The organism is Brucella pseudogrignonensis (assembly GCF_031454375.1).
GTDB lineage: Bacteria > Pseudomonadota > Alphaproteobacteria > Rhizobiales > Rhizobiaceae > Brucella > Brucella pseudogrignonensis_A.
On record NZ_JAVDQT010000007.1, the window covers coordinates 194,513 to 219,058 of the forward strand.

Below are 24,546 nucleotides of genomic sequence, written 5' to 3' on the forward strand. Positions count from 1 at the left end.
ACTTTCGGATTATGGGGGTGCGACGCGACGTGCAGCACTTTACCTGATTGGAATTTGATATTAATAATTCTAACTATATTTTCCTGTCGATCAAGGTAAGGAAATTGTCTCATGCTCAAACTGGCGCAATGTCATGCGCCAATAGACAGCTGCAGGTGAATTTTCTACCTTGAAAGTCGGATTTAGCTCTGAATTGCAAACATCAAGGAACGCAGGTTGTTCTCAGCCAAACGATATCCGGAAGATATTCGGACCAAAGCAATAGAAGCCGTTAATCAGCGTCGTCTTGTAAACCCGCGTGACCGCACAATCTATAGAGAAATTGCCGAACAGTTTAATATCGGTGAGCAATCTTTAAGGCTTTGGGTGAAGAAGCAGGATACCAATCCAGAAGACAGCGAAACGATTAATGAGCTCGATAGTGGTGCTGATGAACCTAAAACTGACGATCACACACCAATGACGCAGGCCGAACTGGAAGTGGAACTGAGAAAACTGCGGTCAAATATCGAGAAATTGAAGGCCGAAAATCAGCTTCTAAAGAAAGCGTTCGTTGTATTTTCCGCTGATTGGTCAAAGTGATATATCCCTATCTAGATTTTAAATCGCTCTGCTGAGAAACAAAAACAATTATACCCAACGTACCAGGATACTTCATTGGTAGTCGCCGCTATGTCGTAGTCGCGATTGCTTGGCATGGGCCGTCGATATGAATAACGACACTATAATTAGTTTTATAATCAAATGGCACGATGTGCTGGGACCGAACCTCTTTCAACATCCCCAAGACATTATTGGCAAGATCACGACAGCTCTTTCCCCACTCAGCATCATTGCCGCTCCGCTTTGCGTGCAGCCTCGGCCAGACGCGGGACAAACTTAGGAAAACCATAGGGAATGGAGAGAACACTTAAAGCCGATGTGGACCAAACCGACACCGGATCATCAAGCGCCACATAAGAGCCCCGCTTCACGGAATTCAGTGCGGCAAACAAAGGTTGCGTTTCAGCAGCATTCCTTGCACCCTCCCCGTACCACATGATCAGAATATCAGCATCAATACTGCCAATGTTCTCAAGACTAACAGAAGTCGACGTCTCATCAGGGTCTGAAGTGGCGAGTGCCTCTACGCCTGAAGATATCTTCAGCCCCATTTTTGTCAGTGCCTGTACACGTGGATCGGACGGCAGATAGACAATGAGACTCGAACTGCCCGGCATATATGAGCCAAACGTAAACGTCTTACCCTGAAGTTCAGGGTAATCATTACCAAAACCTTCCAGCAAGGCTTCTGTTTCGGCGATTAGAGCTTGGGCTTCCTTGCTCTTCCCCAGTGCCTCGCCAATAATTTCAGTTTGTTCTCTCCAATCTGCCTGCCACGGACCAGAACGATAAACCACTGTTGGGGCAATTGCCGAAAGGCGTTTATAAGCCACCGCGTCTATGCCAGAATAGATACCCAGAATAAGATCAGGCTTTAAAGCTGCTATCGTCTCATAGTTAAGATCGCCACTAAGCAAAAGAGGTCTTTCGCCAGTCAGCTTAGCTTCATCCCATGGAAACATTCCGCTGGGAAATGAACCATAGCGGGTCATTGCAATGGGAACCGTTCCCAGAGCGAGTACGACGTCTTCACCACTCCATCCAAGCGTTATTACCCTGTGTGGCGAGGGCGAAATATCGGAAATTCCAAGCGCATGCGAAACCTTGACAGTACCTGTTGCATTTTCGCTATGCGCAAATTTAAGGGGACCTAATAACAATAGGGCGATAGTAATAAATTTTACAATCAAAGTATTACGCTTCACCATGGTTGTCTCTTTAATCCAAATAAAAAGCCATTGGGAGCGCCTACGCGCTCCCAGAAAAACCTAAAATTTATAGGTGCCAGTTATGGTGAAGCTTCGTGGTGCTCCGATTAGATTGGCATTATCCGTGTAACCAACGCTTTTGTAATAATACTTATCAAACACATTATACACGTTTAGCCTGAAATCGCTATACTCCGTCGGACTGTAAGCAACCATCAAATCCAGAAGACCATAAGCATCCTGCTTTGCGTTCACATAGCCATTTACGTTACCTTCGATTGAACTTTGAAAGCGACCAGATGCCCCCACACGCCAATGGTTGAAATCTTCGGGAAGCGTGTAAACCGTTGAAAGCGTGAGCAGATGCTGCGGTTTATCTCTCCCATATCGGTCACCCGCTTTACCACCCGTTGAATCTTCAAGATATTTCGCGTTGATGTAGGTATAACCAGCAAAGATGCGCCAGTCTTCTGTAATCAGACCAGAAACTTCAGCCTCAAATCCGCGACTACGAACCTTCCCTGCCGCAGAGTAACACTCAATACCTCCGTCACAGGGTGGCAACTGATCCGGCAAGTTTTTCTGGTCGATCTGAAATGCAGCTAAGCTCGCATTAAGTCTACCACCAAGGAATTCACCTTTGATACCTGCTTCATAATTCGTGCCGGTCACAGGATTAAGCAACGCACCATTTGTTCCCGTGTAATTCTGCGGCTTAAAGATAGAGGTTACGCTGCCATAGACCGTGAATACATCGTTCAGATCATAGGTTGCAGCAACATAAGGTGTGAACCTATGTTCAGCGTCAAACGCTGTGGATTCTGTATAAGTGCCGCTACGGAAAAATGTGTTCGTTTCATACCAGCTCAGTCGCCCCCCAACAAACACGTTAAGAGGATCAGTCACATTAAATTTGGCTGTTCCATAAAGACCATAGTTAACTTCTTTAGACTGCCGCTCCCACATATAATTGAAATCGGGCATAGGAACGTCAACTGATTGCTGCCAATTGAACGGATCAAATTGATATGGAAACTCGGATGGCCAGCCACCAGGGCCATCATCATTGATATTGCGCCTGTAGTTACCACCCAACGACAGCTCATGGGTGCGACCAAGCAAGTCAAATGAACCTTGAGCATTTACATCAAAAGCAGTCTGCTTGTGATGATAATCGTATTTGCCAATATTGTATTGCAATTCGTCACTGGCGGGATCTAGGCGATACAGTGAAGCGCCAAGCATATCCATCTTAGCGTCAAGATAGCTTCCTTTGAGCTTAATCACCCAATCATTGTCGAGTTCATGCTTAATTTCACCGAAGACATTGGTGTTCGCTTTGTTCCAGTAGGTCCATGATGGACTTGAACGAACAGAGCGATCAAAGTCGTAAAAACTGCCATCAGGTCGGGTTGGCAGGCCATTCCAATCAGCACCCGGGCTTTTTTCACGGTTATAATAACCACCCAATGTCAGCATCGTATCTTCTGTCAGATCAGCTTCAAGTATCCCGTAATATAGCTGACGCTGCCGTTCGTAGTCCTGCGTGAATGTATCCGAATCCTGTAGCGACGTGACCATACGCCCGCGAAGTGTGCCTTCAGCATTTAAGGAACCACCGGCATCAAGCGTCCCCATGTAGTTATTCCAGCTACCCGCTGTTCCCGTCACGATGATCTGTCGTTCTGCTGTCGGACGCTTCCGAACCAGATTAATAGATGCTGATGGGTTTCCCGCTCCCTCAAGCAAACCAGTGGCCCCTCGTACAACTTCAACCCGATCATACATTGCAAGTGTTGAAGAGCCCACAACATCTGAATCCTGGCTGATGGTAAGGCCATCGACCATGATGTTGTCGACCTGAAATCCTCGCGCAAAATAATTACTTCGCTCGCCACCCGTTGCACCAACGGTGATGCCTGTCGTATTCGCTAAGGCATCTTCAACCGTGACCATACCCGCGTCCCGTATCCGCGCATTTGTCACCACACTGACTGACTGCGGCGTTTCTCGAATTGAGAGGTTTAGCCCGGTCGCCGTCGACATTTCGCCCGTTGTGTAAGAGCCGGAGCCTTCCGTGACTGATCCCTGTCCGACGACAGTTATTGTATTCAGAACAGTCGCGCCGTCAGGCGCAGTCACTACGCCCGATGATATAGACGCTGGGTCAACGATTGTAACTGTATTCGCATTTGTAAAGCGCCAGTTTAAGCCAGTTCCGGCCAAAGCTGTAGCGATTGCCTGAGAAGTGGACATTGATCCACGGACTGTTTTGGCAACCTTGGACGCTAAGGCTGTCTCATTGAAAACCACGGCTACCCCGGAAATACGGCCAATATCATTCAGTGTCTGGCGAACAGATTTCGACTGAATATTGAAGTCATGAACTTTTTCAGCTGCCGCCTGAGCATATGCGCTCGTGAGAAACACTGAAGCATCAATTGCCACTGACAAAACTGTTGTCGCAAGCAGCAACGCAAATCTGCGTGTCCCGGCGCTGGTATTCATGATTATGCCTTTCCCGTATCCATTCTGGTGCGGGCGCATTGATTTCGCGCCCCTCTCAATGGACGTAACGGTCAGGATGGCAAGCCACCCTCATAAAAAGATGAATTATTTTATCCTATTTGTGAAATTGATAATCATGGCCCAATGACGACGAGGCGTTGGCTCAATTTGCGCATGTTGAAACCGACTGAGGTTTGCAACGACGACAAAGCTGCATCCGTATCTTTGAGTGAAAAACTACCGCTGATGCGTCGCGCACCCAAGGCTGACCCCATGACGATAATACGGCCATGACGATAACGCTCAATCTTTTGCAACACATCCTTCAGTGTCGCATCGTTGAATACAAACCGTCCCTCATGCCAAGAAAGCGCATCACCTATGTCAACACTATGCGGTGTGGATAGCCCTTTATAGCTGTATCCGACAGCTTCACCCGGCTTAAGAACAACCTGATCCAAAGAATTGGCCACTTCTACACGCAAGCTGCCATGTTCAAGTGTCACTTCGACACTGGCTTCATTGAGAGAGACGTCAAAGGCAGTGCCAAGAACACGCGAGCGTCCATTTCCTGCCTCGACGATGAACGGCACACTGGAAGGCGTGACCTCAAAATAGGCCGTGCCGCGCAACAATTTCACCTGACGGGCATGATCGTCAAGGTGAACCTCAATAGCAGTATCAGCATCAAGTAGAACCGACGAACCGTCATCCAACCGAACCTGCCGCGCTTCACCGCGTGCAGATACGTAATCTGCATTGAAGTCTTGCCAGAGATTTGGCTTTTCCAGCCATATCCAGCCACTTCCAAGTGCAAACAGCAGGACGAGCATTCCTGCAACGCCTTTGCTGCCCGATTTTCTGCGTTTGCGCATGTCTTTAATACGACTGAGATGACCGGCAAGTAACGATGCTTCTTCGCGCGCTATTTCTGCGCCGGGTGCAATACTGGACGACCAAAGAGCACTGATTGCGCGAAAAGCGGCTTCATTCTCTGGATTAAGCTTCTGCCATGCCAGAAAATTCTGTTTATCGGAACGCGAAGGCTTGCCATTCATACGCGTAAACCAAGCTATAGCCTCTTTTTCGGCTTGAGCTTGATCAGATATGTCAGCACTATGCTCTTCCATGATCACCAAGTATCTCACGCGTATGAGGCAGCACTCCGCATGCGGCCTCTCCGATATAACGATTATCCAGCACCCTACCCATCAGCTTTTTATTCGGCAGCTTGTCGACAGGCAAGAATGGCCTTTGCCATATCTCGTTCTACTGTGCTGTATGAAATATTGAGTGCTTCAGCGATTTCGTCATAGGAACAGCCATGAATTCGATTGAGAAGGAATATATGTCTGACACGCTCTGGCAATGAACGGATTGCCTTATCGATCTGGTGAACATCGTTGATCGCAATGACAATTTGCTCAGGTGTTGCGACAGGTGCAGCGTACTGCTCTTCTGTCAACATTTCGGGCAATTTCTTATGTCTGTTTTCAACCCTTATCAAGTCGATTGCCGCATTGCGTACACACCGGCTAAGATATGCAGGCGTCAGAATGATATGCTCTCTGGTCTTACCCCAAAGACGAACAAACACATCCTGAACAACATCAGATGCGTTCGGTGCGCCTATCTTTCGAATGACCATACGTTCGAGACGCTGACGCTCAGCCCTGTAAAGAGTATCTATCTCGTCAGACTTTGCGTCCATTAGAAGTTACAATCCATAACCAGCGACATTATCAATAACTCTTACCATCGCTCATATAAAACATGACTACAATAGGCAAGAATACAAGCGAGTTTTGTCCTCTACAAATTACAAGAGGTATTTCAAACTAGCCCCAATCTGTAAAATTTACAGCAAAAGCTACTATTTAGCCACTTCACCAATTAACTCGCCCAACTGTCACATTCACTCCCTTTTTGATGGGTGTTGCTAAAAAGCATCTACATTCTTCGAAACCGAGACGGCACGGTGGAAACACTACAAGCCACAGTTGAACGAAAAACAAAATGATATATTGACCCAATCACTCAACTTTAGCCAGCAAGTCCTTAGGCAAGCCAGCAAACGCGCAACGCTTATCCGGGGAATATCAAATGCTGCGGCCTTCAGTCTTCAAATTTTCTATCAATCGTAAAATGCTGGTAGCGCTTTATGCCTCTGCCGCTCTAATGGCTTATACCAATGCTCATGCACAAATAGCACCGGAAACGCAAAAGCAGCAGCAGACCCAGAAAAAAGACGACGAAAGCCCAGAAACAATCCGGCTACAAACAATTACTCTCTCCGCAGAGCGTGCAGCCAAAAACCTTCTTGATGTACCGATGTCGATCAGTGTGATTGATCGTGACACGCTTGATCGACACCAAGTCCGCGATATTCAGGATATGGTGCGTTATGAACCCGGTGTGAGCGTCGATCGGCAAACCTCGCTCACCAATCCCTTTGGTCAGCTTAACAGCTTCAACATTCGTGGCGTTGGCGGAAATCGGGTACAAATCCTCGTCGATGGTGCTCGCGTTCAGGAGCGTATTACGGATGGTAGTCGCGATTTCGTAGACCCCTTCAACATGAAATCAGTTGAAATAACACGCGGGCCAAATTCGGTACTTTGGGGTGCCGATGCCTTGGGTGGCGTTGTGTTCTTCAGAACGATGGATCCGGACGACTTGCTGGATGGTACCAAACCGTGGGCTGTCGAAACAAAGTTTAGTTATGACAGCTTTGACAAATCATTTCGCAAACAAATTACCGGTGCCGCAGAAGCGGGCGACTTCAAGGTTTTGGGCAGTTTCGGACACATCAATGCATCTGAACCAGATATGCGCAAGGCACGTGCTGATGGCGGCATATGGGGCTGCCCACGTGAGTCTATATGGCCATGCAACAAAGCATTCCCTATGGATACGGACTCTTACAACGGACTTATGAAACTTCAGTGGAACCCATCGGCTGATCATGAATTCAAGCTGACCGGGGAGTGGTTTGAACGCAACACGGATGTCGATCAAAAATATGATTCCGGCGCAGCCAATCCGGCCTATCTGAACACACCTAGCTTCTACTACGAAAGTGAGAGTTGGGATCGATCTTTGAAAATGCAGCGGGCACGCTTTGCGCTGGACCACCGCTGGACAGTCGGTGCTTCATGGCTGGATGAAGTGAAGTGGAATATTTCCTATTCGCCGCAAAAGCGAGATACCACGAGCAACCAGATTCGTAACTACTCGCGTTATGCAACGCCGCGGCGTGAGGATCGCATTCAGATTCGCAACTACAGCGAAGACTTCTTGCAGGCCGATGTGCAGTTGACATCGTCATTTGATCTTGGCCAGACAAACCATAAACTCATTTATGGTTTTGCAGGTGACATCACCAAGAGCAACTATGATGGCAAAAATATTACGACAAATCTGAATACGGGCATCACCACAGTTGCTTTGCGACAAGGGTTTAATTTCCCGAAAGTGGACACGGTTCGCGCAGATTTTTATGTACAGGATGAAATCAAGCTGCTGGACGATCGCTTGACCCTGACACCGGGCTTGCGCCTTGCGACTTATTCCATCGATCCGACCAGCGATGGCGACTACGTTCCGCTGGATGGCTTTGAGCCCGAGAAAATGGACAAGACCCGTCTCATCAAGCGCCTTGGTGGCATCTATAAACTTGACGACACTTATTCACTTTTCGCTTCATATGGCGAAGGCTTCAAGATGCCAACTGCCCAGCAACTCTTTATTTCTTCCTCTTCAATCGGCGCGACAGGCATGGTGGAAGTTATTCCAAATCCAAACCTGAAGCCTGAATTTGTCCGCAGCTATGAGGCCGGTTTGCGTGGTGAGTATGATCGCGGATATTTCAGTGCCTCTGCATTCTATTCCGATTACAAGGACTTTATCCGCAGCTTACAGCGGGTTCCGGGTACAGCGGATAAATATACATCCGATAATGTTGAGAGCGTAAAGGTCTGGGGAATTGAGTTCGCTGGTGAATATGAGGTCTATAATAACCTCTTTGCCAACGCTGCACTGTCTTACATGCGTGGTGACCAGCGTGTCGATGCAGGCTCGGAAAAGACCCCGTTTGATGGCGCTGTTCCACTAACGACAGTTCTGGGGCTACGATACATCATCCCGGATTGGAATCTTGAAACAGAATTTGTCGGCACTTTTGCATCTGGTGTGAAGCGTCGCGCGGATGAGAATGCTTTCAAGCCTTCAAACTACTCGGTATTTGATGCTTATGCCAAGTGGAAGCCGACCAAACATATCGACGTGAACTTCGGGGTCGAGAACATTTTCGAAAAGCGCTATTTCCCGAATACACTCACCGGTTATGCCAATACTCCGGACTCTTCTTCGGTAGCGAACGTGAACCCACTGGAAATGCAGATCGCACCAGGCCGCTCCTTTAAAATCGGTGCAACAATGCGTTTCTAAACATCTTCGATAATCACCATGCCGGAGGAGATTAAAAATCCCCTCCGGCTTTATCATGTCTGTGTGGGTTGTTAATGCTTACGGTACTTAAACAATTTTGGCAGTTGCTCAAATATTGCAATTCGGGACCAGGCAAAGTTCTGAATTTATCACTGCTCGCTGTTATCTTCGCTCTACACCTTGTGGGCATCTACATGGGTCTGTGGCTTATCAAGTGGACCGCAGATTTTTATAATGCGCTGGAGCAGCGCAATATTTCCGTCACCATAAGCCAGATCGGCATTTTTGGTTTAATCGTGCTGATCAATACTTCTCTCACGCTCACAGGGCAGTATTTGCAAGGCGCCCTCAATATCCGCTGGCGCCAAAGACTAACCGAGACGGCCATAACATTCTGGATGTCGAATAAGGCCTATTGGCATCTTTCCATAGGTCACAGCGACCCTGTGCCGGACAATCCTGATCAGCGTATTGCTGAAGACTGCGACCTCTTTGTCAAACACACATTAGAAGAGGGAATAGGGCTTATCACAAATATTATAGCGCTATTTTCCTACATTGCAGTGCTTTGGGGCCTCTCAACTTATGCGCTGAATTTTAGCCTCGCGGGAATAGAGTTTACGATACCGCGCTATATGCTATGGGCTGCGTTTGTTTACGTGTTTATCTCTTCGTTCGTGACGCACCTGTTCGGACGACGGCTGAAAGCGACATTTGTTGAGCAACAGAAGAAGGAAGCAGACTTCCGCTTTGCGATGGCGCATATCCGCCAGCATGCGGGTGACATTGCCATATTGAACGGCGAAAATCAGGAGAAAAGAATACTTTCAGACAAGTTTGCCAAAGTTCGTGAGAATTGGTTCCGACTGGTTTTTCGTCAGGTGCAACTCGGTATATTTACCTTTCCCTATCGTCACAGCATATTCAGAATTCCTACCTTTCTAGGGCTTCCAGCATATTTTGCAGGCACCGTAACATTTGGCGGACTGATGCAACTCGGTCAGGCATTTACGCATGTGTCCACCAATCTCTCGTGGTTTATTTTCAACTACAAGACATTGGCGGAACTCGTATCGGCGGTTTCGCGCTTATCCGGATTTATAAATGCCACGCAGCGCATTCAGCCACCGACGCACACATCCATTTCTCAGCCGTCAGGTGCACCGCTGCATTTGCGAGATATTGTATTGAATACGCCCGATGGACGAAACCTTATTGAAATTTCAAATCTCGAAATCAAGCGCGGTGAAACAGTTTGGCTGCGCGGTCGATCAGGCCTCGGCAAAACAACATTACTAAGGCTTATCGCCGGTGCATGGAATTTTGCGAGCGGAACACTCCACCGGCCAGATACCACCATTCTTGTGCTTTCACAAAAGCCATATATGCCGAATGTAAAGTTAAGCGAGGCGGTATCCTACCCGCTCGCAGCAGATCAATTTGATCATGACGAAATCGCGCGAGCACTGGCAAATGTTGGGCTACCAGATATTTTGCGTCAACAGTCCCGAGAAAAACAGGTTGCACTCGGGACTCTTTCCGGTGGAGAAATGCAAAGATTTGCACTTGCCCGCGCGCTGCTCATGAAGCCTGACTGGTTGTTTCTTGATGAAGCAACAAGTGCGCTGGATAAGGCGTCCGAAACAATGCTGCTTAATCTCTTGCGACGGGAACTGCCCGATACAACAATCGTCATTCTGGCTCATCGTCAGCCAGGTGACATTCCAATCGACCGTATAATCGATCTTGAAGCGTCGGGCGTAGCCGACATACGCCCTGATAACACCATTCCACAAACTGCATGAGGAAACTATGAGCGACCAACCAATCCGAGTAAAGCTTTTGGCTGATGCCGCAGACATTCTGAGTACACTACCCTTAATGGGCAAACTCATGATTAACTCCAAAAGCGGTGGTGCAACGCATGAACGTATCGGCATGGTAGAACACGTTGAGGTTCGGCAGGGTTGGATTCATTTTTCTGGTACCGAACATCATTCGAGCATTGACCTCTCAGCAATCACTTCGCTTATTGCGGACCGTAGTAGTGTGATGCAGGAAAAGGTTTATCCTCGTATTGATCTCCTAGCAGCAGACGAAACGATTATCGGCAGTGTGATTGGCTTCGACGGCGCTGCGCCATTTGACAAAGCTCTGGAGAGCTTCACTTTTACTGTGCTTGAACCAGCCAACAAAGATCGTGGCACTGGTGAAGCGCTGGAGATTAGCGATGACGAGCCCGGTTTGAAGCCATTTGTAGCTGCGCAGCGCAATAAGGCCGAAGTACGGATATCGCTTGATCTGCCCGCTTTCAAACAAGAGTGGAGTGGCGAGATGCCGGACGTGCGCCCATCGCGCGGCTTTATCAATGTCATGAAGCCAGATTTTCATCTGCATCTCAAAGCTGGTCATGTTGCATCATGGCGGGAACTCAAGAACATTGACGAGCATCAATTTTATGCGCTTAATGCAGCCGGCGAGGAAACAGGCCTGATCATTTCCGGAAAAAAGGAGGCGTTCCTATGAATTCAACTCATGAAACGCTGCGAGCAGGACAATGGTTCGATCCAAAATCAGGTGAGATCAGAACGCATCAATCGCTTATGCAGGAGATGTCACAGAAGCGCGTTGTTCTATTGGGCGAACTGCATGACCGATATGATATTCACCGCTGGCAGGTAAATATTTCTGCTTCGCTCCTCGCGTACCGAGATAATCTTGCCATTGGCTTTGAAATGTTCCCAAGACGACTTCAGCCGGTTCTTGATGAGTGGGTCGCTGGAAAGTTGAATGCAGATCAATTTCTGGAACGCGCTGAATGGGGCAAAGTATGGGGCTTTGCAGCAGACCTTTACTGGCCAATTTTTAACTTCTGTCGTGAATTCCATATCAAGATGCTGGCATTAAATTGTCGTCGTGACCTCGTAACACGCGTTGGAAAAGAGGGCTGGGAAGAAATTGCCGAAGAGGACCGCGACGGACTGACACCTGCACGCGCTGCAAGCCTTGCACACCGGGAGCATCTTTTGCGCCTTACCAACGGCGGACCACCCGCAATGCAGGGGAAGTCGGCTGATGCTCCGGAATTTGATAGGTTTGTACGCGCCCAACAAACATGGGATCGTGCATTCGCCTGCAACATTGCGAACTATCTTAATGAAAAGCCCGATGCGCTTGTCGTAGGCATCATCGGTCGTGGTCATATGGAATACGGGTTTGGCACACCAGATCAACTGGATGACCTTGGCATTACTGATGTGGCGGTACTTTTGACTCAGGACTTAGGCAACACACCTGAAATACCGCCCCGCTCCAATATTGCTAATGCCATCTTTGCATTAAACCCGTACTGATCAAGCGCGGGATGCGGCGGGCTAATCCGGTATATATGTCGCAAAAGCTGAACTGTCAGGCGACGCGTTAAAAGAAAGAACATACATGAAAGCCTGCCGCGTGATGTGATGCGGCAGTTCTTGGCTTTTGAGTACAAAAACACGCGAGTAAAGAAGATTGATGCACGACGTCATATGCCGAAGGCTCTGGGTCGGGTTGGCAAACTGAGAAAACCATATTCCGACCATTAGTATGGACAGGAACAACCGATTAGGTAGTGGCCTCATCACCATCATAGTGTGGAATTTGCCATCCCGTCTTCTCTTAACCGGTCAATGAAGCGTCAAACCCGTCACTTGCAAAGATTACAATGAAAAGAATTGAGCCATCATTATAGATGGATTTTTGGAAAAATACCCACCAAGCGCTCAAGCCGAGATATTCACCTATAAATACAAAAACAGAACCTATTTTTATCCATCAAAAACTTGAAATAATTAATTTTAAATATATCGTAATATTAAGTTATGAACTGGAGGCAATCTCTGCATATTACATATCATTAGCGAATTTGCATATGCTAAATAAAATTCATTATATATTTTATCAGTAAATTAGAAAATAAAGTAAGTCATTTATCGGCACATTCATCTAAATATAGTTTCATTAATTTTCCTAATTTACACGATATTCTGATTGGCATTCGAGGATTTATCGGAGAATAAATAACATGGGGGGCAGCAAATGAAACGCTATAATGAGAATAATTCGGATGAAGTTGGCGACAATAGTCCATCAAACGATAGGCATAATTGGCGGCAAATCATTAGCCCGCTATACGATGCCAATCGCGTAGGTGGTGGCATGGAAATTGATGGGCACGTCGAGACAAACTTCCTAGGAAGGTCTCTTATCGGTCGATCAAATTACCAACAACATACATGCTTGAGAACGAATAAATTAATAAATTTTGGCGGAATAAATCAAATACTTCTACAGATAATAACAAAAGGAAACTGTTCAGGGGATTGCAACGGAAATACGGTAAATCTGAATAAAGGTGATATTATTATATTCGACTACAGTGCACCATTTAATATAATGGTAAGCGATGGAAGTACGATATCTATAGCTTTTGACCGAGAATTAATATCACGAATAATCGACCCTAGAGCACTCAATGGCGCTGTCATAAAGGGCGAAACCTCACTCGGTATTCTATTAACGAGTTCGGTAGTCTCTGCTTTAAAAATAACAGAAGAAAATGCATTCGACGACCCTCATGAATTCGAAGCCGACATACTTGAATATATAGCTAAACTTCTCAGTAGAAAATTTGACAACGTAGTCAATTTACATAACATCGAGAGACAGACAATCATTGATTTTATCGACAAGAATATTGCAAACCATAACTTAACACCGGATTTTCTTTATAATAATTTTAACATGTCACGCTCTCATATTTATAGAATTTTTGAGAAAGACGGTGGAGTCGGCCAAGTTATCTGGGAGAGACGCCTAAAATTGGCTTGGAATGAGATGGCCAAGTCAAATAGTGGACAGAAAATATCTCTTAAGAATATCGCTTGGCGATTTGGATGTAGCGACCCAGCTATTTTCAGTAAAAGATTTAGATCCTTTTTCGATTTTTCTCCCAAAGATTTTAAAAAGTTCAATTTTGATAACTCTCATGACTTTAATACTCTATCGAAAATCAGACAACACTTCTCAAGCTTGGAATCCGACTAATTTTACTGATTTCATGTTCCGAAAGCATGATCCACTGGGAACACTAGATTATCGCTTCTATTTCGAACCAACCGGCGAAGGGCCCTATCAAATCGATGTGGAGGATCAATAATCTAATCAAATATGACTATACAACTCTTGTTATAGCGACAGCATTCAGACTATATCAGCGATCACTGAAATGTTTGGTTTCCAACCTAGGCGCCCATAATCGTGATCACGTTCAAATCATTCCTAATTACTTCTACTTTAGCCGCTTCTTTGGCCCTCCAAATAGCGCCAGCATCCGCAGCGCCGACGCAATACCCGCTCACAATTGAAAATTGCGGTGCGAAAATCACGATCCCAAAGGCTCCGGAGCGTGCTGTTGGCCTTGGGCAGAACAGCGCGGAAATCATGCTGCTTCTGGGCCTCGAAGACAAAATGGCGGGCACCGCATTCTGGCCGAGTAAAGTACTCCCGCAGCTTGAAACTGCGAATTCAAAGGTCAAGCTTCTAACGGTAGAATTTCCGACATTTGAATCCATTCTCGCGGAAAATCCTGATTTTGTTGCCGCCGCCTTACCGAGCCTCATAGGCCCGAGCAGCAAAGTCGCCAAGCGTGAGGACTTTGATAAGGTAGGCGTGCCTACTTATCTTTCGCCAAGCACTTGCCTGAGCACTGAACAGGTTAAGGACGAATATGGCAGCCGCGATAAGCTCTGGAATATGGATCTGCTTTACCAAGAGATTGATGAGCTTTCGCAGATTTTCGACGTTGCGGACCGTGGTCAGGCGCTGATCGCTGATTTCAAAGCCCGTGAAGCAAAACTACGAGCAAGCGTGCCTACCGGTGACAAGAAGCTTTCCTATGTGTTCTGGTTCTCGAGCCAATCACCTTCGGCAGATGCATATTTGGGCGGCGGCAATGGTGCTTCTACATTTATTGCAGATGTTCTTGGTGGTAAAAATGCCATTAAAGCGGAAGCTGAATGGCCAACTCTGGGTTGGGAGGGCATTATTGCCGCTAATCCAGATGTGATTGTCGTCGCCAATCTTGATCGCAATCGCTGGGAGCTCGACAAGCCAGAAGCAAAAATTCAGTTCCTGAATACAGATCCGGCAGTTAGCCAGATGCCGGCAGTCAAGAACAAAGCAATTGTCGTGATGGATGGACAGGCTATGAACCCTACCATTCGTACAATTTATGGTGCCGAGCAAGTTGCGGCTCAATTGAAAGAACTTGGTATTCTCAAGTGATCATTGAAAGCCATTCTTTAAAGCAATGGGGTGCATACAGCGCTGTAATTTTGCTCTCCATTGCAACGATTGGATTGGTCATCGGGATCAGTGTGGGTATTGGCGATTTGCCGATCCCTCTCTCGACAACCTTTGCCGCTATCACCAATCGTGTGGGATGGACACATATTGAGCTTAACCGCATCCATGAGACGGTAATCTGGGATTATCGTCTCAGTCGCGCACTTGTGGCCGCATTTTGTGGTGCGGGGCTCGCGCTCTCGGGTGCAATCATGCAGTCACTGCTAAGAAACCCTCTGGCGGAACCCTATGTGTTAGGCATCTCAGCAGGTGCTTCGACAGGTGCAGTGGCTATCGTCATTCTCGGTATCGGTGCGGGCGCAGTATCGCTCTCTGCTGGTGCGTTTGTTGGCGCGTTTGCAGCGTTTTTCTTTGTGGCACTTCTGTCAAATGGAACGCGTGCGGGCGCCGATCGCACGATCCTCGCGGGTGTAGCCGCTTCACAACTATTCAATGCCACAACATCTTACATCGTCACGACATCAGGCAATGCACAACAAGCGCGCGATGTAATGTTTTGGCTGCTTGGCAGTTTTGGTGGTGTGCGCTGGCCGGAGTTTCTACTTGTTTCCGTTGTGATTAGTTTTGGCCTGATCGCCTGCTTATTCTATTCTCGCGTTCTTGATGCTTTTGCATTTGGCGATGAAGCAGCGTCGTCGCTTGGTGTTAATGTGGGCCGCACGCGCCTTGTGCTATTTGCACTTACAGCAATGATGACCGCGACAATCGTCAGTATGGTTGGATCGATTGGTTTTGTCGGTCTCGTAGTGCCCCATGCAGCCCGGTTCATCGTTGGCCCATTACACATAAGGCTGTTACCGGCCTGCGCGGTAATTGGTGCTATTTTTATGGTTCTGGCTGACATAACCTCGCGTGCGCTTATTCCCCAGCAGACGCTGCCAATCGGGGTCGTAACCGCTCTTGTTGGCGTTCCGGTCTTTTCCATTATCCTCTATCGGTTTCAGCGTACATCATGACGATTAAGGCAGAGAATCTATGTTGGAAGATCGGCAAGAAGGCCATTTTGGACCATGTGTCCTTTGAAGCCACACCCGGAAAAATGCTCGGGCTTCTCGGGCCAAACGGCTCTGGCAAGACATCTCTGCTGAGATTGGTTGCGGGATTACGCAAACCCGATTCCGGTCGGGTTCTTCTTGATAGTAAAGATCTTCGCTCAATCGCACGCCGGACAGTCGCGCAACGTGTTGCATTTATTGAACAGCATGCAACAACCAACGCCAATCTCAAGGTCATTGATGTCATCAGGCTGGGTCGCTTTCCACACAGATCGATGTTCTCAAGCTGGAGCGCATCGGATGAAACAGCCGTGGAAGAGGCTATTGAGCGCACAGGTATGCGAGCCAAGCGTAATGAAAGCTGGCAAAGCCTCTCAGGTGGTGAGAAACAACGCGCACATATTGCAAGAGCATTATGTCAGGCACCAAAGGAATTGATCCTTGATGAGCCAACCAATCATCTGGATATTCAGCACCAAATGAGCTTGCTAAGGCTGGTTTCTGGCTTGTCAATCACAAGCATCATAGCACTGCATGATCTCAATCATGCAGCTATGTTCTGTGACGAGCTGATTGTTATGCAGGCTGGGAAGATAGTTGCATCAGGCAGCCCGCAGGAGGTTATAACGCAGGACATACTTAAAAATGTTTTTTGCGTTGATGCTCGAGTAGAAATACAAGCCGATACCGGACGCCCGCATATTTATTACACGCGGTGAAGCTTAGGCCGCAGATGTACGGAGAAGCTTCACTGGCAGAATGACCATTATGGCGACAAACACCAAATCGCTATGCCTGTCGCCTATTTGCTCAATTTGAGGAAACGCGGCCAACATGATAATATGAAATTACGGGCCAGCGCAGATCTCGGCCTGACTTGTGGCTTCCTGCCCGACCTCAAAGCTATAAGCGCGTAATCCATGTTCATCGAGCTTTATGACGCGATAGCAAGGCAACCCGCCCGTCCACCAAGGATTTGGGCTATCCAGCTCCGTTATGAAGCGGTGTGAACAAGCTTGTCCCGAACTATAAGCAATACCGTGTGCGGTGGTGCCCGATAACGGAACATGGATATGACCAAAGATAATGTGGCGAATGCCGGCCTTATGAGCATGAAGGCGCTGCATAACTGCACCATCGTCATGCATCCCGATATTGTCAAAATGCGCAATGCCTGCATCGAAGGGTGGATGATGAATAAAAACCGTCACCGGCTGTTCGCCCGCGCCATTCAGCGCCGTGTTAAGCCATGCCAGCCGATCTTCGCCATAAATGCCGCCAATAACCTCAGATTGGTGACTGTCTAGAAATAGCAGCCGTCCGAAAGGAGTGTCCATGTAAGACTGAATATAGTCGTTGGCATCGCGCGGATGATTAGGAAAAGCCGCTATGAATTCTGGTCGGCGATCGTGGTTTCCAAGCATCATGCGTACTGGGAATGATATGGGAGCCAGAATGTCACGTAGCAATTCATAAGCTTCTGGATCACCATAATTACATAGATCGCCAGTAATCGTCAGCAGATCAGCATCGCTATGTTTTTCAATGATATCGGCTATTGCGACACGCAGCTGTTTTTCCGGATCGACGCCATTTACCACGATGCCCGATGGCATAAGATGCGTGTCTGTGAGTTGAATGATTTTCATAATATATCTTTCAGCCAATTAAGAAGGCTGCGGATAACCAGAGTAAAGGTTTCGCAGCCTTCTCGATCAAGCGAAGGTCTTATTTCATAAGGGCGTTTGTCTGCTCAACGAGCTGCTTGAGGCCCTCTTCTGGCGATACTTCACCGCGCATCACAGTACCAATAACGTCGCGCTGGGTGCGCCAGATACGAACGGAATCACCGCCCGGATAGCCAGCCCATGGCAACGAACGATCAGCCTGCAACGAAGCAGTTTTAACATTCGGATGTTCGGCATAATATGGCGCAAGATAGTCTTTACCCGTTGCGAGTTTGTTTGTCGGCAGATAACCGGTAATGCGCACAATCACATTCTGTGCTTCAGGGCCTGTGATCCACTTCAGGTATTTCCATGCCGCATCCTGCTTTTCCTTATCCTGTGTCAGGATAACAGCCGAATTGCCGCCGGTCGGAACGCCGCCGTTTTCGGCATTATCGAGCGGAAACGTAGAGGTTACCAGCTTGAAGCGATCGCCGACCAGACCTTCGATGGTCTGAACATGCGCAGGCGTCGAGAAAATGAAGCCGGTAAGACCTGCACCAAACTGCTGACGTGACTGGTCCCAATCGAGCAAGTTCTGGCCGCCTTCAGTGACAAACTGGCGCGTGAGTTTCAGCGCATTCAGACCGATCTCATTATCGAACGCGACCTTCTTGGTTTCTTCATCAACCAGTTTGCCGCCCTGCTGGAATACGAGCGATTGCCAGAGCCAATCATCTGGCCAGCCATTGATGTCATAGCCCATGCCAGCAATCTTGGGGTCAAGCGCATGGATTTTATTGGCCAGTTCAATGAGACCGGCAAAGGTCTTCGGCATGTTTTCAGGATTACCACCAGCCTTCTTCACGAGATCGGCATTGATATAAATGATTGGGGATGATGCATTGACCGGAAGGCCATACTGCTTGCCATCAACCTGACCGAGAGCAGCCATTTTCGGGCTATAATTCTTGTCGAGGAAAGCCTGGCCGCCCTCTGCTTCAATGAACGGCGCAAGATCGGTAATCTGGTTGCGCGGTGCAAGCGTATGTACCAGCTCACCTGTCAGATTATAGCCGGAGAAATACACATCCGGCAGATTGCCTGTTACAGCTGCGCGCAATACCTGCTGCTGACCTTCATTGTAGCCAACTGCGGGCGCAAGAAAGTTGATCTTGATATCCGGATTGTTCTTCATAAATTCATCGGCCAGCGGCTGATGGAACTTGGTGAAGCCCGGCAGATTGTAAAGCACGTTGAGGGTTACATCGGCAGCGGCGGCTACACCTGGTGTGATGAGCGAAACGGCTGCGAGGCCCATAAACATACCGTTTAAAACAGTGCGTCGGCTGATAGTCATCATAGTCTCCAGAGGTCTGTTGGGAGGAGGATGGAGGAGAGAGGTTGACCGGCTTTATTTCACTCCGGTCATGGTGATACCCGCAATGAAATGTCTGCGTGCAAGCAGGAAGCAGACAACCATTGGTGCGGTGATGATGGTGGCGCCCGCCATAAGCGCACCGTAATTGGCGCCCGATTCAATATCGGCGAAGAACAGCATCCCAAGCGGCGGCGGCGCGAGATTGGTGTCAGAGACAACCACCATCGGCCAGTAAAGATCGTTCCAGTGCGCGACGAGTGAGAATACCGAGAAGGCTGCGAGCGATGGCAGCGATCCGCGAAGGACGATGCCCCAGCAGATTTCCATCTCCGAGAAACCATCCATACGGGCCGCTTCGATAATCTCATCGGGATAACTACGGAACGACTGGTGAAACAGAAAGATTGCGAACACTGAGAGGAAGAAAGGTGCCATCATCGCAAAATAGGTGTTTAGCAATTGCGCCTTTGCGAGACCCACGAAGAGCGGCAATGCCAACGCCTGAATAGGCACGCAAAGGGCTGCGATAACCAAAGCGAGCATGATCTTGCGACCCGGGAAACGAAGCTTTGCAAGTGCGTAGGCTGCTGGCACGGCAGTCACGACCTGAACGAACAGAATGCCAAAACAGACAATCACGCCATTGAGCATAAAGCGCAGCATTGGCACTTGTCCGGCTGCCCGGGTGTAGTTTTCAACCGCGTCGAATTTTTCCGGAATGGGCCAGAGAGATACGTTAAAGACTTCCGCCGGAGAACGGATAGAGGTCAACACCATCCAGTAGAATGGCAGCAGCATGACACAAGCGCCCAGCGCCAGAACCAAATGCGGGATATATTTGCGAAGTGCGGCCATCAGTAGTGCACTTTCTTGTCGAGATGAAGCGTCTGGCCAATTGAAAGCACCAGAACGATCGCAAGGAAAATCAGAGTCAGGGCCGCGGCATAGCCGGTGTTCGAATATTCAAAGCCTTCAAGATAAAGATCAAAAAGCAATGTCTCCGAACCAAAACGGCCTTTGGTCAACACCGCGACCGTTTCAAAGACCTTGAACGCCGAAATAGATGTCGTGACGACCACGAACATGGTGGTCGGCCCAAGCATCGGCCATGTTACGGTGAAAAAACGATCAATCGGGTTCTTCGCGCCATCGAGGCGAGCAGCTTCATGCAAATCTTTCGAGATTGCTGTAAGGCCCGCCAAAAATAGCACCATGTTGAAGCCCAGCACCTGCCAAATGCCAATCAGTGCCATAGTGGGGATCAGCAGCGCTGGGTTCGATAAAAATGCAATCGGCTCAAAGCCAAACCACTTGATAACGGCATTGACTGGACCGATGGATGGATGAAGAAGAAATTGCCAAACAGTTGCCATGGCGACCAGCGTTGCAGTCACAGGCAAAAAATAGGCGACTTCCCAAAAACCACGGCTTCGCTTGCGGCTATAAACAAGCAACGCGATACCGAGCGCCAGAAACACGCCAAACGGGATAACAATAAGCGCATAGATCACGGTGTTACGCAGAGCCCGCATAAAAACCGGATCACTGAACGCGTTGACGAAGTTGTCGATACCGACAAAGCGAGTTGAGAGTGCGCCAAGCTGATAATCGGTTACCGAAAACCCAGCCAGCACGATCATCGGAATGATATAGGTTGCAAACAGTAGGAACACTGCTGGAGCTGCAAACATCAATCCGCGCATGACAAGGCGTTTTGTGGCGCTCGATTGGCGCGGTCGTGTCGCAACGACACTGCCCGTTGTGAAATCTGCAGTGGTCATGCCAGCACCCGCTCACGCGCGCGTTCAATACGCAGACCGTTTTCACCGAACAGATGAATACGGTCAGGCGCGAACCCGATATGCAACAAACCGTCCGCATCAGCACCGAGAGTTTCTCCAGCGCGTTGGCGTACAGTCAGTTCGATATTGTTGTCATTCGCAAGACGGCATGTAACGAAGCGATCAGCACCGTGCGTCTCACTGCGCACGACATGTGCAGTCATCCCATTTTTGGCAACATATAAATCTTCCGCACGCAAACCCAGCATTGCAGGCCCGGCTTGAGCTGATGCAACCTCAATCCCAAGCGCGTCACCTACAAAAGTCACGTTGCCTTGCGCGTCGATCTCGACAGGCAGCAGATTAATCGACGGCGTGCCAATGAAACGAGCGACGGTCAGTGTGGCCGGACGGCTATAAAGCTCATCCGGCGTACCGAGCTGCTCGATCCGGCCTTCCGACATGAGCGCAATACGATCAGACATCGTCATGGCTTCAATTTGATCGTGGGTCACGTAGACAAAGGTCGCGCCTAAACGGCGATGCAAACGTGCAAGCTCTTCGCGCATATGGGCGCGGAGCTTCGCATCCAAATTGGAAAGCGGTTCGTCCATGAGAAAGGCCGCGGGCGAACGCACCAATGCACGGGCGAGTGCTACACGCTGCCGCTGTCCACCTGAGAGCTGCGCTGGCTTGCGGTCCAGCAAATGCCCGATTTGCAACGTATCAGCTGCTTGAACAACTTCGTCATCAATTTCTGCAAGCGTTTTGGTTGACGAAAACAAGCGACCCAGCAAAGGTAGGCGAGCCGAAAGGTTCAGCTTTCGCATTCTAAGCGGCGTCGCGATATTCTGGCGCACATTCATATGCGGATAAAGCGCATAGGATTGAAAAACCATTGCAAGATTGCGGTCGCTTGGGTCGATGTCGGTAACATCCTGATCGCCGATAGACACGGTCCCACTATCGGAAGCTTCAAGACCGGCGATGATACGCAAAAGGGTCGACTTACCGCACCCAGACATACCGACGAGAGAAATGAACTCGCCCGGACGAATGGAGAGATCGATGCCTTTGAGGACATCATTTCCGCCAAAGGATTTTCCGATATTCGTGAGTTCAATTGATTGAGGCATTACTGCGCACTCCTTTACTGAGGCGCGGATGCCTATGCGTCCTCAACTTAACAGTCGGACGTCAGATTTACGAAAGTTCAGTGACAATCGGTTATGTTTGGCTCGTGCTCTTTTCAAAAATTGTTCACATATTTTTGGGTAAACAGCTGTCTATAGAACGATCCTCTGGCCTCGAGGGCTCATTGTCTACCATTTGAGATACAATGCGTGAACCAAACGCTGGCTATGCGCAGCGGATTGAAAGGCCTATCTCTTAGTCATCGAAACGACGAACACATCGCCGCTTCACACAAACCAAGGAGATAAAAAATGAAAAAGTTTGTTCTTGCTACTGTTGCTGTTGTTCTGAGCGCTGGCGCTGCTTTCGCTGAAAACCCAAATGTTGGCACCCCTGCCGATCTCTATGCCAATGACCGCACACCCGTTGTTGCTCAGCAGATTGACCGCACTGCAACCGCTTCGATCGGCAAGGTTTCGATCATGGATGGTTCGGCTCATCGCTTTGGTGATGCATCGCCTTCGAGCTTCCAGAACTAAGATCCGCCAACCCGGTTATATTCAAAAAGGCGAAGCCTCTCGGCTCCGCCTTTTGTCTTTTGCGTCATATAAAGATGTGCGTCTGCCTACTTATAAAAGCGTCTACAGCAAAGGCGGGATTGTCGGCATGATTGGAACCGCCAGCACAGTGGGCCCATTGCGGTTTAAAGCCGCCTGGCATTCGCGCGCAACGTCTTCCAATGTTTCAGTTTTTACACCCGTTGCACCATAACCTTTTGCAAGACTGACAAAATCCAAGCCGGGAATATCCAATCCCGGCACGCCCGGCGTTTCCTCCAGTTCAGCAAAGGATTTCAGAATGCCATATTGCTGATTGCACGGCACGACAAACAAAATCGGCAATTGGTGCTGGACGGCAGTCCACAGCGCCTGAATGGAATATTGGAAAGACCCGTCACCAATAATTGCCAAAACAGGACGTGGGCTGGCACTTTCTTTTTCCGCCAAAGCGAGACCAACGCTTGCCGGTAAATTCCAGCCCAAACTACCACTGGCAAAAGTATAAAAAGAATCCGGCTTTTCGATTGGCCATGCTGTATGCAGCTCACCCAGATTAGACGGAGATTCTTCAACAAGTATCGTATCAGCAGGCATTGCCTTACGCAGCGTCTTGAACAATTCAAGTGCTGTAATCACACCATCAGACGCTGTTTTAGCTGCTGCCGGATGCGGTGCCATACCATGGGCTTGTTTTAACGGGCTAGCGCTTGGCTTATGCCGCTTAGTAACGAGTTTGATCAGCGTCTCGATAGAGAGAATTGCATCCCCCACAAGGCTGTCACCAACCGGCGCCTTGGCGCTTTCAGTGGCATCATCCGTAATATGCAGCAATTGCAGATTATCCGGCAGATATGCACCATCAACATATGGGTAATAGCGAAAGACAGGGGCGCCAATTACAATCGCGACATCATATCCTTTAAGTCGCTCTGACAATGGGCCTTTGGCAAACGGCAAGCCACCACAATAAAGAGGATGGGTTTCAGGAAAAGGCGGGCGCTCAGAAGCAGGTGCTGCAAAGACATGCGCCTGCATTTTCTCGGCCAGTTCAATCGCCTGTTTCCAGCCATCAGAGCGAGCAATTGCTGCGCCATAAATCAGTGCCGGATTCTTCGCCTTATCCAAAATAGCTGCAAATTCTGCTAGCCGCAGCGGATCAGGCGCAATGCGTGTTGCAACAGTGCGTACCGTTGCGGCCTCTGTGGCGGGCTTATCCCAATCATCCAACGGAATGGACAAAAACACAGGTCCTTGCGGCGCTTGCATTGCCATAGCATAAGCGCGCATAAATGCAGCCGGGACATCCTCTGCACGCACAGGCTCATAACTCCACTTCACCCAGGGGCGCGGCAAATTCGCAGGCTCAATATTGGTGAGCCAGGGCTCCATGAGCAACATTTCACGCGTCTGATTTCCGGCAGTGATGATCAGCGGCGTTTTGTTCATAAACGCCGTCAGAATATTACTCATACCATTACAAAGACCGGCAGATGTATGCACATTAACGATTGCTGGCTTGCGGGTCGCCTGCGCATATCCATCCGCAGCACCAACTGCAGACGCCTCTTGCAAGGTTTGAATATACGTAAAATCTTCCGGAAAATCTTTGAGAAACGTTTCTTCCGTCGAACCCGGGTTGCCAAAAACAGTCGTTAAACCAAGATCTCGCAACAGTTGAAATGTAACGTCTCTAATCGTCTTCTCAGTCATGCAATCCCCCAATGCCCAATGCCCAATGCTACGACAAGCAAAGCATGGCGCACCCGAAATGGGCTGTCAATATTACAAGACACTTACTATACTTTAGAAGCATAGAGATATTATCAATGTTTTCCCTTGGAAATTCACAATGGAA

Annotated in this window: 20 protein-coding genes; 10 read left to right on the top strand and 10 right to left on the bottom strand. The window is 48.6% G+C overall.

Annotation, left to right across the window (positions count from 1 at the left end):
* Window positions 1-216: 216 nt before the first annotated feature.
* Window positions 217-582 (top strand): hypothetical protein, encoded by a 366-nt coding sequence (locus tag J2782_RS17980; RefSeq protein WP_310015066.1) that lies wholly within the window; start codon window positions 217-219, stop codon window positions 580-582.
* A gap of 248 nt (window positions 583-830) precedes the next feature.
* On the opposite strand, the gene J2782_RS17985 is transcribed toward J2782_RS17980, so the two are convergent.
* From J2782_RS17985 to J2782_RS18000, 4 genes are all read right to left on the bottom strand, one after another.
* On the bottom strand, window positions 831-1,811 hold the full coding sequence (locus tag J2782_RS17985) for an iron-siderophore ABC transporter substrate-binding protein (protein ID WP_310015071.1): 981 nt from the start codon (window positions 1,809-1,811) through the stop codon (window positions 831-833).
* Between the two features lie 60 nt (window positions 1,812-1,871).
* Window positions 1,872-4,319: a TonB-dependent siderophore receptor gene (locus J2782_RS17990; RefSeq protein ID WP_310015074.1), complete on the bottom strand. Its 2,448-nt coding sequence runs from the start codon at window positions 4,317-4,319 to the stop codon at window positions 1,872-1,874.
* 134 nt (window positions 4,320-4,453) lie between these two features.
* Entirely contained in the window at window positions 4,454-5,449 is a 996-nt protein-coding gene (locus J2782_RS17995) for a FecR family protein (RefSeq protein ID WP_310015077.1), read from the bottom strand.
* An 89-nt stretch (window positions 5,450-5,538) separates the two neighbouring features.
* Window positions 5,539-6,030 (bottom strand): RNA polymerase sigma factor, encoded by a 492-nt coding sequence (locus tag J2782_RS18000; protein ID WP_310015079.1) that lies wholly within the window; start codon window positions 6,028-6,030, stop codon window positions 5,539-5,541.
* Between the two features lie 392 nt (window positions 6,031-6,422).
* Here J2782_RS18000 and J2782_RS18005 point away from each other — a divergent pair, with 392 nt between their 5' ends.
* From J2782_RS18005 to J2782_RS18040, 8 genes are all read left to right on the top strand, one after another.
* On the top strand, window positions 6,423-8,768 hold the full coding sequence (locus J2782_RS18005) for a TonB-dependent hemoglobin/transferrin/lactoferrin family receptor (protein ID WP_310015082.1): 2,346 nt from the start codon (window positions 6,423-6,425) through the stop codon (window positions 8,766-8,768).
* Between the two features lie 74 nt (window positions 8,769-8,842).
* Window positions 8,843-10,573 carry an ABC transporter ATP-binding protein/permease gene (locus J2782_RS18010; RefSeq protein WP_310015085.1) on the top strand — a complete coding sequence of 577 codons (1,731 nt, stop codon included), beginning with the start codon at window positions 8,843-8,845 and terminating at the stop codon, window positions 10,571-10,573.
* A 7-nt stretch (window positions 10,574-10,580) separates the two neighbouring features.
* Window positions 10,581-11,294, top strand: a complete 714-nt coding sequence (locus tag J2782_RS18015) for a hypothetical protein (protein ID WP_310015088.1) — start codon at window positions 10,581-10,583, stop codon at window positions 11,292-11,294.
* The gene (locus J2782_RS18020) at window positions 11,291-12,121 is read left to right on the top strand and encodes a ChaN family lipoprotein (protein WP_310015091.1); all 831 of its coding nucleotides are present in this window, start codon (window positions 11,291-11,293) and stop codon (window positions 12,119-12,121) included. The genes J2782_RS18015 and J2782_RS18020 overlap by 4 nt, the downstream gene beginning before the upstream one ends.
* 724 nt (window positions 12,122-12,845) lie before the next feature.
* Window positions 12,846-13,853, top strand: a complete 1,008-nt coding sequence (locus J2782_RS18025) for a helix-turn-helix domain-containing protein (RefSeq protein ID WP_310015094.1) — start codon at window positions 12,846-12,848, stop codon at window positions 13,851-13,853.
* A gap of 261 nt (window positions 13,854-14,114) precedes the next feature.
* Window positions 14,115-15,092 (top strand): ABC transporter substrate-binding protein, encoded by a 978-nt coding sequence (locus J2782_RS18030; protein WP_310015097.1) that lies wholly within the window; start codon window positions 14,115-14,117, stop codon window positions 15,090-15,092.
* A 2-nt stretch (window positions 15,093-15,094) separates the two neighbouring features.
* Window positions 15,095-16,129 (top strand): FecCD family ABC transporter permease, encoded by a 1,035-nt coding sequence (locus J2782_RS18035; RefSeq protein ID WP_404989672.1) that lies wholly within the window; start codon window positions 15,095-15,097, stop codon window positions 16,127-16,129.
* Window positions 16,126-16,887, top strand: coding sequence for an ABC transporter ATP-binding protein (locus tag J2782_RS18040; protein ID WP_310015101.1), 762 nt, complete (start codon window positions 16,126-16,128; stop codon window positions 16,885-16,887). The genes J2782_RS18035 and J2782_RS18040 overlap by 4 nt, the downstream gene beginning before the upstream one ends.
* Before the next feature lie 129 nt (window positions 16,888-17,016).
* On the opposite strand, the gene J2782_RS18045 is transcribed toward J2782_RS18040, so the two are convergent.
* The 5 genes from J2782_RS18045 to J2782_RS18065 all read right to left on the bottom strand — a co-directional run bounded on the left by J2782_RS18045 (window position 17,017) and on the right by J2782_RS18065 (window position 22,133).
* Window positions 17,017-17,817, bottom strand: a complete 801-nt coding sequence (locus J2782_RS18045) for a phosphodiesterase (RefSeq protein WP_310015104.1) — start codon at window positions 17,815-17,817, stop codon at window positions 17,017-17,019.
* A 79-nt stretch (window positions 17,818-17,896) separates the two neighbouring features.
* Window positions 17,897-19,195: an ABC transporter substrate-binding protein gene (locus J2782_RS18050; RefSeq protein ID WP_310015166.1), complete on the bottom strand. Its 1,299-nt coding sequence runs from the start codon at window positions 19,193-19,195 to the stop codon at window positions 17,897-17,899.
* A gap of 54 nt (window positions 19,196-19,249) precedes the next feature.
* On the bottom strand, window positions 19,250-20,071 hold the full coding sequence (locus J2782_RS18055) for a carbohydrate ABC transporter permease (protein ID WP_310015106.1): 822 nt from the start codon (window positions 20,069-20,071) through the stop codon (window positions 19,250-19,252).
* The gene (locus J2782_RS18060; RefSeq protein ID WP_310015109.1) at window positions 20,071-20,997 is read right to left on the bottom strand and encodes a carbohydrate ABC transporter permease; all 927 of its coding nucleotides are present in this window, start codon (window positions 20,995-20,997) and stop codon (window positions 20,071-20,073) included. The genes J2782_RS18055 and J2782_RS18060 overlap by 1 nt, the downstream gene beginning before the upstream one ends.
* Window positions 20,994-22,133 (bottom strand): ABC transporter ATP-binding protein, encoded by a 1,140-nt coding sequence (locus tag J2782_RS18065; protein ID WP_310015113.1) that lies wholly within the window; start codon window positions 22,131-22,133, stop codon window positions 20,994-20,996. Before J2782_RS18065 ends, J2782_RS18060 begins: the two co-directional genes overlap by 4 nt.
* A gap of 309 nt (window positions 22,134-22,442) precedes the next feature.
* Here J2782_RS18065 and J2782_RS18070 point away from each other — a divergent pair, with 309 nt between their 5' ends.
* The gene (locus J2782_RS18070; protein ID WP_310015116.1) at window positions 22,443-22,670 is read left to right on the top strand and encodes a hypothetical protein; all 228 of its coding nucleotides are present in this window, start codon (window positions 22,443-22,445) and stop codon (window positions 22,668-22,670) included.
* A 102-nt stretch (window positions 22,671-22,772) separates the two neighbouring features.
* On the opposite strand, the gene mdlC is transcribed toward J2782_RS18070, so the two are convergent.
* Window positions 22,773-24,401 carry a benzoylformate decarboxylase gene (gene mdlC / locus J2782_RS18075; RefSeq protein WP_310015118.1) on the bottom strand — a complete coding sequence of 543 codons (1,629 nt, stop codon included), beginning with the start codon at window positions 24,399-24,401 and terminating at the stop codon, window positions 22,773-22,775.
* Between the last annotated feature and the right edge of the window lie 145 nt (window positions 24,402-24,546).